Raw genomic sequence first — 12,673 nt, forward strand, 5'->3', positions numbered from 1 at the left:
GGCTAGACTTCGCAGGCGAGGACCATGCCGTCATGGGCCGGGACGACGTGGTCCGGGGTTTCCCCGATGACGGTGTCGTGGTCCATGTCGATATGGAGGTTCGTGAGCACGGCGCTGCGCGGGGCGGCGCGGGCGATCCAGTCAAGCGCCATGTCGAGATGGGCATGGCTGGGGTGCGGAGTGTAGCGCAGGGCGTCGATGATCCAGCAGTCCAGATCGGCGAGGTGCTCCCACGCTTCCTCGGGGATCTCGTTCACGTCCGGCATGTAGGCCAGCTTGCCGATCCGGAAGCCGAGCGCATCGATGCCGCCGTGACGGACGTGGATCGGTGCGAACTCGATCGCACCCCCGGCGCCCTCGATGGCGAAGGGCTTGTTGATCGTGTGCATGTCGAGGATCGGCGGGTAGTTGGACCCTTCGGGCTGCACGAAAGCGTAGCCGAACCGGAGCAGCAGCGCGTTCTGGGTGGCCGGATCGGCCCAGACCGGCAGCCGGGATTGCCGATTGAAGACCACCATGCGCAGGTCGTCGATGCCGTGCGTATGGTCGGCGTGGTCGTGGGTATAGACCACGGCGTCCAGTGTGCCGACCTCGGCGGCGAGCAGTTGCTCGCGCATGTCCGGCGTGGTGTCGATCAGAACCCGCGTGACGCTGTCGCCTTCGAACCGCTCGACCAGGAGTGAACAGCGCAGTCGGCGGTTCTTCGGGTTCTTCGGGTCGCAGGCGCCCCATATCCCGCCGACACGGGGCACGCCGCCGGACGAGCCGCAGCCGAGGATGGTGAAGCGCAGCTCGGCCATCAGGCGGCCTTGGCCCAGGCGGCGGCCTTGGAGAACAGGCGGTCGAAATTGGCCGTGGTCCGTGCGGCGAACTCGGCGTAGTCGAGGCCGAAGACCTCGGCGCCGACCCTTGCCGTGTGTGCGGTGTAGGCGGGCTCGTTGCGCTTGCCGCGATAGGGGGGCGGGGCGAGGTAGGGAGCGTCGGTCTCCACGAGGATCCTGTCGACCGGTGCGGCGGCGAAGATCTCGCGCAGCTCCTTGCTGCGGGGGAAGGCGGCGATGCCGGACATCGAGAGGTAGAACCCCAGCTCCAGCGCGGCCTGCGCAAGCCCGGCGCCAGAGCTGAAGCAATGCATGACGCAGGTATAGGCACCCGCGGCGTGCTCTTCGGAGAGGATCCGGGCCATGTCCTCGTCGGCGTCGCGAGAATGGATGATCAGCGGCAGGCCGGTGCGGCGGCAGGCCTCGATATGGATGCGCAGGCTTTCCTGCTGCACCGCCGCGCTTTCGGCGGTGTAGTGATAGTCGAGCCCGGTCTCGCCGATCCCCACGTACTTGGGGTGGGCGGCCAGCGCGACGAGTTCCTCAGCCGTGGCGAGCGGCTCGTCGGCGGCGCTCATCGGGTGGGTGCCGGCGGCGTAGAAAACCGGATCGTGCGCTTCGGCGATCGCCCGGACCTGGGGCTCCAGTCTCAGCCTGGTGCAGATCGTCACCATCCGGGTCACCCCGGCTTCGGCCGCGCGGGCGACGATCTCGGAATGCTGGCCTTCGAAATCGGGGAAATCGAGGTGGCAGTGGCTGTCGACGATCTCGGGTAGGGGCATCTTGCTCGGCTCAATCTGGCGCTGGCGATCCCTCCTGGGCCGCCGCGTTCATCTTGAGCACCGTATCAAGCAGCAGCGCGGCGGGGTCAAGGTTGACGGCGACGCCATGCCTCGTCCGTTCGCTGACGGCCTGTTGCAGCGTCGCCCATTGGCGCGCCGCGCCTGAATGCGGGCAGAGGCGGGACATCAGCGCAGCCTCTCCAGGGGCCGCCTCCGGGGCGGGCGGACCAAAAACGCCGGCGCGGGCGAGGCGGGACAGGAACAGGTCCAGCATCTGCAGGACCTGGTCGATGGTCACCTCGCTGCCGCGAGCGCCGACCATGTCGCAGAAGGCAAGGGCGCGTTCCCGGTCGATCCGGGGCGCTCCCTCGAACAGCCGCACGATGGCGGCATAGAGCGCGAGCCCGTCCTCGGTGAGAAGCTGGTGCGCGAGCCCGACCGATCCACCAGAGAGAGCGCCGAGCGGGGCGGGATCTTCTGGCATAGGCGCGCCGGCGGCTTCGAGCGCGCGGGCCATCTCTTCGGCTTCGAGCGGCTGGCACCGCAGGGTCCGGCAGCGCGAGCGGATGGTTGGCAGAAGCCTCGAGGGCTGGTGCGAAATCAGCAGCAGAACGGCGCGGGCAGGGGGCTCCTCCAGGAGCTTCAGCACTGAGTTGGCCGCGGCGGTGTTCATCTCGTCGGCCGCGTCGACGATCACTACGCGACGACCGCCATCCGCAGCGGACATCGAGAAGAAGCCCTTGAGCTTGCGCGCCTCGTCGACCGTGATCTCCTGGCGCAGGCGCTTGGCCTTGGGGTCCCAGGGGCGACGCAGCAGGAAGAGCCGCGGCTCGGAGAGCGCCTGCATCCGGCGAGAGACCGGGTTCTCCGGATCGACGTCGAGCGACGTCGGGGGCGGCGGGGCTCCGAAGAGGCTGTCTTCGCCGCCGGGGTCGGGGGCGGTAAGCAGGAAACGGGCGATCCGCCAGGCGAGCGTGGCCTTGCCAACCCCGCGCGGTCCGGTGATCAGCCAGGCATGGTGCAGCCTGCCGGAGGTGAACGCTTCGAGAAAAGCAGCCTCCGCCTCCCCCTGTCCGATGAGTTCCCTCGCATCGCGTGGGTGGGGGGCGCCGGCAAGCCGGTCCGGCTCAGGGATGTCGTCGGCGTCGCTCATCAGCCCGCGACGGGCCGGGGAAGGCGGGCCGTCGCCCGGTCGAGCACGTCGTCGGCCACCGCATCGGGGCAGCGCGCACCGTCGATCACGATGAAACGCTCGGGATGCGCGCGTGCGAGGTCGAGAAAGCCGTCGCGCATCTGCCGCTGCAGACCCTCGCCGAAATCCTCGAACCGCTCCTCGGCGGTCTGCCGCCCCTTGGCGCGGCTGAGGCCGGTGGCTGGGTCGAGGTCGATGACAAAGGTGATGTCGGGCTCGGTTCCGATCATCATCTCGTGCAGCCGGTCCACCTGCTGGCGCAGGCCGGGGCCGCGCAAACCCTGATAAAGCCGGGTGCTGTCGGCAAACCGGTCGCAGATGACGATCCGTCCCGCGTCCAGCGCGGGCCATATACGCTTTTCCAGATGGTCTCGCCGCGCCGCGGTGAACAGCAGAATCTCGGTTTCAGCAGACCAGCGGTCCGGGTCGCCTTCGAGAACCAGGCTGCGGATCTGTTCCGCGCCCTCGGAGCCGCCGGGCTCGCGGGTCAGGTCTACCGCGAAACCTTGCGCCGCCAGGGCCTCGTAAAGGCGCCGCGCCTGGGTCGACTTACCGGAGCCGTCGATTCCTTCAAAGGTGATGAAGACCCCGCGGCGGGCCTCGGGGGCTGGCATCAGCTCAGAGCCCCGCGGCCTGTCCGGTAACTTGCCGGAAGAGAACGTAGGCGGCGGTGCGGATCCGGGGCAGGAAGCCCCCCCGAGCGACGTCCGTTTCTGCCGTCAGCGGCAGTTCCTGACGGGCCAGATCGGGAAGGTCCACGATCAGCGTGCCGATCTGCTGACCGGCCGCGATCGGCGCGCGCAGCGGCGTCTCGTACGTGATCTCGGCCTCGATCTCGCCGCGCACGACGGCGGGCACCAGCAGTTCGAGATCCTCGGGGACGACCATTCCCACCGTCTGCTTGGATCCCATCCAGACCGGCGCGGTGGCGAGGCGGGTGCCCTTGTCGGCGATCTTCTTCTGGACGAACTGGCGGAACGCCCAGTTCACCACGCTTTCTGCTTCCTCGGCGCGTGCGGTTTCGCTGTCGAGGCCGGAGATCACGAAAACGATCCGGCGGTTGCCCTGAACAGCGGAGCCCACGAGGCCATAGCCGGCCTCGGCGGTATGCCCCGTCTTGAGGCCATCTGCGCCGATGCCGAGAGACAGCAGCGGATTGCGGTTCTGGTGGTTCGAGGGCACGCGTCCGTCGAACGCGAATTCCTCCATCGCAAAATAGCCGTAGTAGGTCGGGAAGTCCTCGATCAGCCGCGTCGCCAGCAGGCCCAGATCCTCCATCGACATGCGATGGTTCGGATGCGGCCAGCCGGAAGAGTTGGCGAAAACCGAGTTGCGCAGACCGATTGCACGACCGCGCTCGTTCATCAGCCGGGCGAAACCTTCCTCGGTGCCGGCAAGCCCCTCCGCGACCACGACGCAGGCGTCGTTGCCCGACTGGACGATGATGCCCTTGATCAGTTCCTCGACCGTCGGCCGGTCCTTCTGAGTGAGGAACATTGAAGATCCGCCCATGGCGGCGGCCTTGTCTGACACGCTGAACCGGGTGTCGAGCGTGACCCGTCCGTCGGCCAGCGCCTCGAACAGCATGTTCAGGGTCATCAGCTTGGACATCGACGCCGGCGGCAGTGGCGCCTGCGCGTTCTTCGACAGAAGAACCGTGCCGGTTGTCTCGTCCAGAACCCAGGCAGAGGTGGCCCGGGTCTCGAAGGCCGCAGACGCCGCAGACGCGGCGAGGCAGGCGGCCAGAATCAGAAGAGCGGTGAACTTTCGCATCATGGCCGTATCTCTAACCCGTCAGCCGTTCACTGGGTAGGCATCGGCGAAGCCGAGCGCCTTCACTTTCTTGAGCAGGCTAGAACGGTCCGACGTGGAGGTCGCGGGGCCGACGACCACGCGCCAGAACGTCTTGCCGCTGCTTTCCTGCTCATAGACCTTCGGAACCACGCCGTTCTGGCGCATCGCTTCCGCGGTGCTGTTGGCGTTCGCCTCGACCGAGAAGATGCCAATCTGCACGTAGGGCTTGTCGATGCTGGCGCCTGCCTTGCGGGCGTCCTGGATCGCCGCAGGCGCGGAGGCGGGTTCGTCGGCAACCGCGGCAAGCGGCTCGCTGGTCAGTGTCTCGGTGGTGGCGAGGGCGACCGCCTCGGCTTCGGACGGGGTGAGCGCGACGGGCGTGACCTCCTCGATCGGCGCCTTCTTGCGGAACGGATTCCAGAACTGCCGTTTCCTGGTCGGTGCGGGTTCGATGGCGGCGACAGCGGCCGCGGAGGCTCCGAGGGCTTCGGTGTCCTGGGAAATGGTCGTTTCGGCAACCTGGGTCTCGTCCGGGAGACTGCCGCCGATGGTGCCGGCCGCGATCGCCTCGCCTGCCGGCTCCGGGGTGGGCAGGGGCGCGGCAGGAGCAGGAGCGGCCGGTTCGGCGACTTCGGCAACCACGGTTTCAGCGGGCGCCGGCGCGCTTTCCGCGGCGGGTTCCTCGCGGCGCAAGGCCGTGACGTTGAGCGGGGTCGGCTGCCCGGCAAGCAGCCCGAGGGCAGAGGCCGCATCGGAAGACACCTGCAGGGTCGGTCCCGGGTTCTCCCGTTCGCGCTTGAACAGGGCGCCAATCACGAACTGGCCGTTGCTCTCGTTGCGGATCACGACCCGCTCCGGTGCGGTCACGTCGGGATGGGCAACCCAGACGCCGCCGAGCGAAGGGCGTCCGTCCCACAGGCCCTGATCGGACACTTGGAATACTTCGGGCGCTTCTACATCGCGTTCGACCAGTCGTGTGGATGCCGGTCGTTCGGAAAAGGCGGTTGCCTCACCGCCCGGCTCCTTGGAAGAGCCGAGACCGCCCTCCATGCAGCCAGAAACTGAGAGAGTGATGAGTGACGCTCCAAGGAACAGAATCCGCCCGTGTCCGCCCATGATTGACCCCTTTTCCGCGCGTTGTTCGCGCTTGTCCGGGGCCGGCCGACGACCCCACTGCTCGATTTCAGGCCGTTTTCGACCCGATTTGCAGAAGTTATACAGGCAGATCGGCCATTGGGGAAGGCCCGAGGCACGGCAGGCGATACATTCGCTGGCAGGCGTTGCACGCCAAGGCTTTCAGAATCGTCGGCCAGCGTCTATCGGGGGGCTGCTGGAGGCGTGGCAGAGTGGTCGAATGCACCGGTCTTGAAAACCGGCGTGCGTCAAAGCGCACCGTGGGTTCGAATCCCACCGCCTCCGCCAATCATGATTTTCTTTTGATTTACCTCGATGCTGGGAAGTGTCTAAAGTAGGACAAAATAAGGGGCCGTGGCTCCCTGTCGGGTTTCGCTGGCTTTCGTTCGGTTTTGTCTGTACGCTTTCATTGTGTGGTATGAATGGTGGTACAGATGACTGCTTTGAGCGGCAAACTGACCAAGAAGCTGGTAGCGAATCTTGGGCCGGGGCGTCACGGCGATGGCTCGGGGCTTTACCTGGTAGTTGACCCGTCCGGGGCGCGGCGCTGGGTGGTTCGTGTAACGGTCAAGGGGCAGAAGAACGCCAAAGGCGCGCCGCTGCGCACCGATTTCGGGCTCGGCGGGGCGGATGTCGTCACCTTGAACCAGGCCCGCGAAAGGGCGCTTGAGTATCGGCGCATGGCGAAGTCCGGCCTTAATCCCCGCTACAATGCAAAGCGCGAGGTTCCATCCTTCGAGGAGTTGGCCGGACAGGTGCATATCGACCGTCTGCCGACCTGGAAGAACCCCAAGCATGGCGCGCAATGGATCAACACGCTGCGCGACTATGCCTTCCCAAAGATTGGACGCATGCCGGTCGATGCCATCGGGCAACCGGAAGTGCTGATGTGCCTTTCTCCGATCTGGACGGAGAAGCACGAAACCGCACGGCGTCTGGCGCAGCGTATCAAGACGGTGCTGGACGTGGCGCGGTCGCGCGGATTTCGCGAGGGAGAGAACCCGGTGACGGCCGTGAAGGAGGCCGGGGTGTTGCCCAAGGTGAAGGCCAAGGTGGAGCACCACGAGGCGATGCCGTGGCGCGATGTCCCTGCCTTCTACGCCGAACTTGATACGCGCAGCGCGACGGCAGCAAAGGCGCTGCAATTCGCCATCCTGACCGCCTGCCGCACTTCCGAGGTGTTGGGCATGACCTGGGAGGAAGTGGATACGGAGGCGCGGCTATGGACGATCCCGGCGGCGCGGATGAAGGGCGGGCTGCAACACCGGGTGCCCCTGACGGACGAGATGGTACGTATCCTGGACACGATGAAGCCGCTGGCGTCCACCTATGTCTTCCAAGGGCAGAAGCGGCACCACCCGTTATCCAACATGTCGATGCTGATGCTCCTGCGGCGCATGGGACGCGGGCAGTTCACTGTGCACGGGTTCCGTAGCACGTTCCGCGATTGGGCCGCGGAGGAAGCGGGCGCACCGCGAGAGGTAGCTGAGGCGGCGCTGTCGCATCAGTTCGGCTCGGATGTGGAGAGGGCTTACGCTAGGTCAGATTTGCTTGAGCGGCGGCGGGAGTTGATGGTTTTGTGGGCGGAGTCAGTGACGCCTTTGTTGGTAGAAACGGAGGGCGAACTTGACCGATAACAAATGGACAAGAGCCAACCGCCTCACCCGCATCTCACACCACAGAATTCACGAGTATGTTGTGGATGAAACCCTGCACCCGGCACGAGGTTTCTTCGATGAGCTCCTGCCTGGCTCCGAGCATTTGGCTCACTTGAAGGCCGGAGACAGTTACTGGAGCTTAAGAACGACCAAAACGACAGGATTGGATTCCAACGCGGTGTCGTTTGCATACTTCGCTTCACGGCAAGAAGCGGAAGAGGCAGCTCGCATCACGCCGATTGGAACAGAGGTCGCCGAAACAGCCGGCAGCTATCCGCGCTTCAAAGAAATTGGAGCTGATGAAGTCGAAAGACTGATTTCGGTAGATATGCCCGATGGGATCTTCATGGGAATTTATGAGGCTTTTGAGGGGGCCGGAGTAGCTGGCGCAGACTGCCAAATCAGTCGAAAGGTACACGACCGGCTCGGGGCCGAGCACATTGATTGGATGAAGGAAACTTACGGCAACAACTGGAACTTGGCGGCCATCCTGGAGTATTGCCTCAATCACTTCCCGGCCTCTTTACTGGCAACTCTCGGAGCAAGAGCAATTTTTCTAATGGTATGTTCCGATCGCTCCTTTTCGGAGGGTTACCTCTTTCGTCAGTTTGAAGCGATTTTTCACGGTTCGGAAGGTCTAGCTCAAGCGGCAGACAGCACGCGAAAGAAGGCAGGTGAGGGTGGAGGCCGTCACTCAAACGCCAAGCGTCAAGAGCGGCTCGAAGCGCTGATGACCGAAATCGAGAAGCTATCCGGCATTGTCGGGCAGATGTCAGAGGAGCGCATCCTTGCTCAAGCCTGGGACAATCTTAAGCGGGCGCGACCGGACACACCCGCTACCCCCTCGATACGCTTCAAGTATGAAGTTGACCTAAGGTCTCTGGACGCGTTCGCGGCGCGCTATCGGGCGGTCTTTGCGGAAGGCGCTTAAGCGTTTTTTGGTTTCCGAAAGCCGCTTGAGCGCAAGAAAAACGCTGGTGACCAGCGCGAAAAAGTCACCATAATTCAGAGCCATCGTAACCAATCCAGTGAAAGGGATTGTCGATGGCAGACATCTTCGACTCCGACCGCATCTTCTTTCCGGAAGACCCCGAGCTGCGCGTCTTCGGTAGCACGGAAAAGCTGGCGCAATGGCGGCACCGCAACCGAGGCCCGGCCTTCATCCGCATCGGGCGGCGCATCGGGTATCACGGCTCTGACCTGAACGCCTATCTCAACGCCCAGCGCGTCGACCCGAACGGGGAGGCCGCATAATGAAAAACCCCAACTCCGCACGCGGGGCCGGGGCTTTCCGTGTGACATCAACTGCCACCGTAGCAAGTCCAGTTGATGCCACATGCGGCACCGTTCACGCAAGCCCGTCCGAAGCTCGCTTCTATTGGGACCGCGCCAGCAACTCGGTCCAACCCCCGGAGATCCATAGGGGGAGGGTCTGGCATGAGTGACCAGTGGTACAGCAACCCGACCCAAGTCTACTTTGCCTGTCGCGCTTTGGCGCTGGGCAAGACGCTCAACCATATGGACGTCATCCAGGGCGTCCGCGGCTGGCGTCTGGGTGCCATCGTGCACACGCTGCGGTCGCATTACGGCTGGCCCATCGTGACCGAGTATCGAGGGCCTGAGCGCATCGGACACTATCACTTGGCAAAGACGTGCGACCCGTCCGAACTAGACTTCCCGCCATCGGCGCAACGTCTCGCGGCCGAGCTGGAAGCGCTGCGCAGCAAGGGGCGTGCTTCGGGCTGCCGAGGTGCGGTCGATGGCTAAGCGCAACGGCAAGAGAGCGGAGGAGGGGCAGTATGCCCCCCTCCCATACGCGGTGCTCAAGAGCGACGCCTGGCGGCACCTGTCTGGCGCTGCGGTGCGGGTCTTCCTGGAGCTGCACACGCGCTTCAACGGCAGCAACAACGGCAAGCTGCGCCTGTCCTACGCGGAGGCCGCGGAGGCGTTGAACATGGGCAAGGCAACGGTCCAGCGCGCCTTTGACGATTTGCAGGAGAAGGGGTTCGTGGTGCTGGAGCGCGAAGGCAACTGGTATCACCGGCAAGCCCACGAATGGCGGCTGACGACCAAGCCGGTGCAAATGGCAAGGGGGAGGCTGTCACCGACCAACGATTGGCGCAGTTGGCGGCCGGAAAAAACAGAACGCGGTTCTGAAACGGAACGGTGCGGCGGCGCGGTGGTTCCATTTCAGAACCCATGCGAGGTGGATGGTTCCAAATTGGAACCCGTCAGGGCGAAAAAGCGGAGGGGGCACGGTTCTGGAACGGAACACTAATATATACCACTCCCTGCTTGCGGGGGCTGGGGCGAGTGAGGCGGGTGGATGGCGCGAGCGTTCGTCACGCCGAAGACTTGGCAAAGGTTCGCAGATGATTTCGGGAAAATCTGAGGTGCAGCATGGGCGGCATGGGTAGCGGGCGGCGTTGGCACTTCGATTCCAGGAGCACGACAGAGGATTATCGGTCGATAGACGTTCGGTGGCTCAAGCGGAGGGGCATGCTGGAGCCCGGAGCGACCGGCAACGTCACTTGGTCGAGGTCTGGTGAAGAAACCGGTTCGATCCGCATCACCGCCGAGCCGTGGCGCATTGTCCTAGACTATCGGTCTCGCGACGCTGGCGGGGCATGGGAGAGCCTGCGCTATGGCGTCCATCTAGATACCACGGCCTGCACCCTGGGCGGCGAGCGTCATTGGTTCCTTTGCCCCGCTCAGAGCTGCGGGCGGCGCGTGGCGGTGCTGTACGGTGGGAGGATCTTCGCATGCCGGCATTGCTATGGGCTGGCCTATCCCTCGCAGCGTGAGGCGGCCGGAGACCGGGCGGCAAGAAAGGCAGATAGGATCAGGGAGCGATTGGGCTGGCTTGGAGGCGTGCTGAACGGCGGCGATTGGGGCAAGCCAAAGGGTATGCACCGGCAGACCTACGAGCGATTGTGCTCCGAACATGACCGGTTGGTGGCTCAGGCCCTTCAGGGGGTCGCCGAGCAGTACGGCTTTGATCCCGTATCCGGCAAGTCCAGGCTCCAGTTTTGAACGGGGCTGTTAGGCGGTGGGGTGCTCGGCTGGCCCTACTGAGAGAGCTGCGACTGGTCGAGTGGCCCGCGAAGGACGAGGCGGAAACGTGGAGGCTCAAGGAAGTCATCTAGTCGCGTTGGTCTGCTTCCTGCGCGCTAGCCGCCGGCGGGACACTTCCTCTTCACCGCGACCACCTAGGCTGACTTATAGGTCGGATGATTTGTCAATTGACCTCTCGAAGAGGTTAAGTGCCTCGCGCGGTCAACGTCATTTTCGTCACCCGAAGCAGCGAAGGTCGGCTACTAGCTCAAACCGGTACTGTCGTAGTTTGAATTCCTAACGAACGGCGCCGAATATCAATCCGAGGAAGCCCCAATACATGATGGGAAATACGAGGAGAGCCAAGGCAAGAAATGCAAGCCCTCGGGAGCGCAAATATACGCTTGCCGCGAAAACACCAAGCGAAATAAGAAAGGGGATGACGCCCATTGCCAAGCGGAGATAGGCTCCCACGTCCATGCGGTGCTCCATTTCTCGGCCAGAAGCCGAACTGCTGTCTTCACCCTCAAAAAGCTGGCAAAACGGAGACATTAGGTCTTTGATTGATATCAAATCGGCAAGGCAGCTTCGCCCGCTGACCTGTCCTTGGTGAAGTGCATCGCGAACGTGCGGTCTTCACCCGCGTTGCACATGTCGAGTGAACAAGAGCAGAAATGCTGCTCCTGCGGCGAAGGCCTGCAATATCGGAAAACTTGACCTTCCCACCCGCGCGTCTCATCAGGCGGTGCCTAAGCAGGGCCGTCACCTGGACGATGTGGTCTGCTTCCTGCGCAATCCGGTCATAAGCAGGTATCGGTCGAGGTCCGCATTGACGACGGTGCTGGCTTGTACACTGAGGGCTTATGGTTGGTCGTGTCGTTGCAATCCTTGCTGCCGCACTGCCTCGAAAAGCCATTTAGATGTCTAAGGCCTTACAAGCAGTCCCCATATAGATTGCAACTTAGCGCAGCTCCAAATAGGAACAGTGGCCCGCTTAGCAATAGGTACAGCACTGCTACGCCTACAAACCTAACCCATCCAGCAGATTTGTCGGTCATGGCGGCAAAGAAAAATCCAGGCAAAAAGGTAAGTAGAAAATGTATGGGGCCAGCCATTTCCGGTAGGTGGATATCTAGAATTCCGAAGGCAAGTACGGAAAGAAATGGCCAACAAACCACCAGTAGCATCGCTCTCGAAAAACCTAGCCTGCGTTTCACGCGACCGCCTATACCTGCCACACCGCCGGCAAGCAGAAAGAACGCCAAGCACATCAGAAGAAGCCGTCCAAACATTGGGCTTTCTCCCTAGTCTGGAACTAACTTTAAACGCTTTGACAGCTCATTTCACTGACCTGGGTCATCTTGCTGACGAAGAACCGTTCAGAGGTCACGTCAGTGCCCGAGTCGGTTCGCTCGGCGCGTTTGATTAATATGCGCGCCCATTTTTTGTGCTGTTCGGAGGCTAGCGGGGAGTCATGTCGTGTTCAATCGAAATGCTTCGTAAGATTGTCTTTTTCGCGCGGTCGCAGCCTTGGGAGGGACGAGCTTGGTTGCTCAGCCTTCAGCTGGTAGCTCGTCAGGAAAGCTCTGAACCTCGCGTTCAAAGGCCTCGACGTCGGACAATCTGTAAACGACCCGGCCGCCAATCTTCAGGTATCGCGGACCTTCCTGGGCCCAACGCCAGCGTTCAAGTGTTCGGTGGCTGATCTTCCAGCGGGCCGCTAGTTCTATCTGACTCAGACATACTTCGCTCATTTTCGTCTCCTTTTGCGCAACTCACTTCGGTCGCAAGAGAACGAATGCGTGAGAAGAAAACCTATTCAAGTTGGTAGGTTGCGTGCTCGAAGGCTATGTTCGAAACAGGCGGAGAGGGCGTGAATTGGCGCAAGCCTTAGAAGCGGCGTCGGAACGTTCGGGATGGAGCGGCCCGCTTCGGCATGGGGTCGGACACTTTTCTCAAGATTTCAGGGATTTTCGTGGCGTCTAGACTCGATCCGAAACGCCAATACAGCCGAATTGCGGAGCGAGTCATTCCCTCCGCCACAAACCATTCGCGAACCCAAGACCAGGCCCTAGTGCGGGCCTTTTTTCTTTTTGGTTCAAAGGGGTTTAACGATGCCATCCGACTTCCGGAGACTGGCAGTTGGCCCAAAAGTGGTCTCCGAACGCCCCGCGTCATGGCCAGCCGCAGGGCGTCATCGTTCTTCTCGACGGCGTGGTACTGCATCGAGCTGCGGGC

The 12,673-nt window shown here is 62.9% G+C and carries 13 protein-coding genes and 1 tRNA gene; 7 read left to right on the top strand and 7 right to left on the bottom strand.

Features of this window, described 5'->3' with window-relative positions:
• Nucleotides 1-2: 2 nt before the first annotated feature.
• From ACFQ2S_RS15155 to ACFQ2S_RS15180, 6 genes are read right to left on the bottom strand one after another with little or no spacing between them, the layout of a single operon-like run.
• Nucleotides 3-800 (bottom strand): MBL fold metallo-hydrolase, encoded by a 798-nt coding sequence (locus tag ACFQ2S_RS15155; protein ID WP_386075701.1) that lies wholly within the window; start codon nt 798-800, stop codon nt 3-5.
• Entirely contained in the window at nt 800-1,603 is an 804-nt protein-coding gene (locus ACFQ2S_RS15160) for a TatD family hydrolase (protein WP_386075703.1), read from the bottom strand. Before ACFQ2S_RS15160 ends, ACFQ2S_RS15155 begins: the two co-directional genes overlap by 1 nt.
• Before the next feature lie 10 nt (nt 1,604-1,613).
• Nucleotides 1,614-2,756 carry a DNA polymerase III subunit delta' gene (locus ACFQ2S_RS15165; RefSeq protein WP_386075705.1) on the bottom strand — a complete coding sequence of 381 codons (1,143 nt, stop codon included), beginning with the start codon at nt 2,754-2,756 and terminating at the stop codon, nt 1,614-1,616.
• Nucleotides 2,756-3,409 carry a dTMP kinase gene (tmk, locus tag ACFQ2S_RS15170; RefSeq protein WP_386075707.1) on the bottom strand — a complete coding sequence of 218 codons (654 nt, stop codon included), beginning with the start codon at nt 3,407-3,409 and terminating at the stop codon, nt 2,756-2,758. Before tmk ends, ACFQ2S_RS15165 begins: the two co-directional genes overlap by 1 nt.
• A gap of 4 nt (nt 3,410-3,413) precedes the next feature.
• Complete coding sequence (locus ACFQ2S_RS15175; protein WP_386075708.1) at nt 3,414-4,571, bottom strand: D-alanyl-D-alanine carboxypeptidase family protein; 1,158 nt, start codon at nt 4,569-4,571, stop codon at nt 3,414-3,416.
• An 18-nt stretch (nt 4,572-4,589) separates the two neighbouring features.
• Nucleotides 4,590-5,522, bottom strand: coding sequence for an SPOR domain-containing protein (locus tag ACFQ2S_RS15180; RefSeq protein ID WP_386075710.1), 933 nt, complete (start codon nt 5,520-5,522; stop codon nt 4,590-4,592).
• A 399-nt stretch (nt 5,523-5,921) separates the two neighbouring features.
• Here ACFQ2S_RS15180 and ACFQ2S_RS15185 point away from each other — a divergent pair.
• The 7 genes from ACFQ2S_RS15185 to ACFQ2S_RS15215 all read left to right on the top strand — a co-directional run bounded on the left by ACFQ2S_RS15185 (nt 5,922) and on the right by ACFQ2S_RS15215 (nt 10,414).
• Nucleotides 5,922-6,011 (top strand) — tRNA-Ser (locus ACFQ2S_RS15185).
• A gap of 146 nt (nt 6,012-6,157) precedes the next feature.
• On the top strand, nt 6,158-7,360 hold the full coding sequence (locus tag ACFQ2S_RS15190; RefSeq protein ID WP_386075712.1) for a tyrosine-type recombinase/integrase: 1,203 nt from the start codon (nt 6,158-6,160) through the stop codon (nt 7,358-7,360).
• Entirely contained in the window at nt 7,350-8,312 is a 963-nt protein-coding gene (locus tag ACFQ2S_RS15195) for a hypothetical protein (protein ID WP_386075714.1), read from the top strand. The genes ACFQ2S_RS15190 and ACFQ2S_RS15195 overlap by 11 nt, the downstream gene beginning before the upstream one ends.
• Before the next feature lie 113 nt (nt 8,313-8,425).
• Nucleotides 8,426-8,635, top strand: a complete 210-nt coding sequence (locus ACFQ2S_RS15200) for a MerR family transcriptional regulator (protein ID WP_386075715.1) — start codon at nt 8,426-8,428, stop codon at nt 8,633-8,635.
• Between the two features lie 183 nt (nt 8,636-8,818).
• Nucleotides 8,819-9,148 (top strand): hypothetical protein, encoded by a 330-nt coding sequence (locus tag ACFQ2S_RS15205; RefSeq protein ID WP_386075716.1) that lies wholly within the window; start codon nt 8,819-8,821, stop codon nt 9,146-9,148.
• On the top strand, nt 9,141-9,659 hold the full coding sequence (locus ACFQ2S_RS15210) for a helix-turn-helix domain-containing protein (protein ID WP_386075718.1): 519 nt from the start codon (nt 9,141-9,143) through the stop codon (nt 9,657-9,659). The genes ACFQ2S_RS15205 and ACFQ2S_RS15210 overlap by 8 nt, the downstream gene beginning before the upstream one ends.
• A gap of 221 nt (nt 9,660-9,880) precedes the next feature.
• Nucleotides 9,881-10,414, top strand: a complete 534-nt coding sequence (locus ACFQ2S_RS15215) for a hypothetical protein (protein ID WP_386075720.1) — start codon at nt 9,881-9,883, stop codon at nt 10,412-10,414.
• A 1,574-nt stretch (nt 10,415-11,988) separates the two neighbouring features.
• Here the strand turns inward: ACFQ2S_RS15215 and ACFQ2S_RS15220 are convergent.
• Nucleotides 11,989-12,189 (bottom strand): helix-turn-helix transcriptional regulator, encoded by a 201-nt coding sequence (locus ACFQ2S_RS15220; RefSeq protein ID WP_386075721.1) that lies wholly within the window; start codon nt 12,187-12,189, stop codon nt 11,989-11,991.
• Nucleotides 12,190-12,673: the final 484 nt, after the last annotated feature.

Origin of the sequence: Tropicimonas aquimaris (assembly GCF_042676185.1) — a bacterium.
Taxonomy (GTDB): Bacteria; Pseudomonadota; Alphaproteobacteria; order Rhodobacterales; family Rhodobacteraceae; genus Tropicimonas; species Tropicimonas aquimaris.

Coding starts and splice junctions, on each gene's coding strand:
- ACFQ2S_RS15190 (WP_386075712.1), top strand. CDS start 6,158: ATGACTGCTTTGAGCGGCAAACTGACCAAGAAGCTGGTAGCGAATCTT.
- ACFQ2S_RS15215 (WP_386075720.1), top strand. CDS start 9,881: ATGCTGGAGCCCGGAGCGACCGGCAACGTCACTTGGTCGAGGTCTGGT.
- ACFQ2S_RS15155 (WP_386075701.1), bottom strand. CDS start 800: ATGGCCGAGCTGCGCTTCACCATCCTCGGCTGCGGCTCGTCCGGCGGC.
- ACFQ2S_RS15200 (WP_386075715.1), top strand. CDS start 8,426: ATGGCAGACATCTTCGACTCCGACCGCATCTTCTTTCCGGAAGACCCC.
- ACFQ2S_RS15175 (WP_386075708.1), bottom strand. CDS start 4,571: ATGATGCGAAAGTTCACCGCTCTTCTGATTCTGGCCGCCTGCCTCGCC.
- ACFQ2S_RS15160 (WP_386075703.1), bottom strand. CDS start 1,603: ATGCCCCTACCCGAGATCGTCGACAGCCACTGCCACCTCGATTTCCCC.
- tmk (WP_386075707.1), bottom strand. CDS start 3,409: ATGCCAGCCCCCGAGGCCCGCCGCGGGGTCTTCATCACCTTTGAAGGA.
- ACFQ2S_RS15220 (WP_386075721.1), bottom strand. CDS start 12,189: ATGAGCGAAGTATGTCTGAGTCAGATAGAACTAGCGGCCCGCTGGAAG.
- ACFQ2S_RS15205 (WP_386075716.1), top strand. CDS start 8,819: ATGAGTGACCAGTGGTACAGCAACCCGACCCAAGTCTACTTTGCCTGT.
- ACFQ2S_RS15165 (WP_386075705.1), bottom strand. CDS start 2,756: ATGAGCGACGCCGACGACATCCCTGAGCCGGACCGGCTTGCCGGCGCC.
- ACFQ2S_RS15210 (WP_386075718.1), top strand. CDS start 9,141: ATGGCTAAGCGCAACGGCAAGAGAGCGGAGGAGGGGCAGTATGCCCCC.